Here is a 255-nt window from a genome sequence, read left to right on the forward strand (position 1 = left end):
AACCATCATAAAGGTCTTTGATGACACTTAAATAAGCTTTATGACTCAGGCTGTATTTTAAATGTGTGATATCCGTTACCCATTTCTGATTTGGCTTGTCTGCCGTAAATTCCCGGTTCAAAATATTCTCCTCGATGTTGACGTAGCTTGTTTTGGTGGAATATCCATTCGAACGGCGGATAAATGATTTTAAGCCTAATAAAATCATCAAACGACGAATGCGCTTCAAATTATATCGTTTTCCGCACTTGCGCT

General features: G+C 38.0%; 1 pseudogene. It reads right to left on the reverse strand.

Annotated elements, in window-relative coordinates:
* A pseudogene (locus KI363_RS21850) lies at positions 1-255 on the reverse strand (IS3-like element ISSth1b family transposase); the annotation flags it as partial.

This window comes from Lederbergia ruris, from assembly GCF_018332955.1.
Classification (GTDB): domain Bacteria; phylum Bacillota; class Bacilli; order Bacillales; family Bacillaceae_C; genus Lederbergia; species Lederbergia ruris.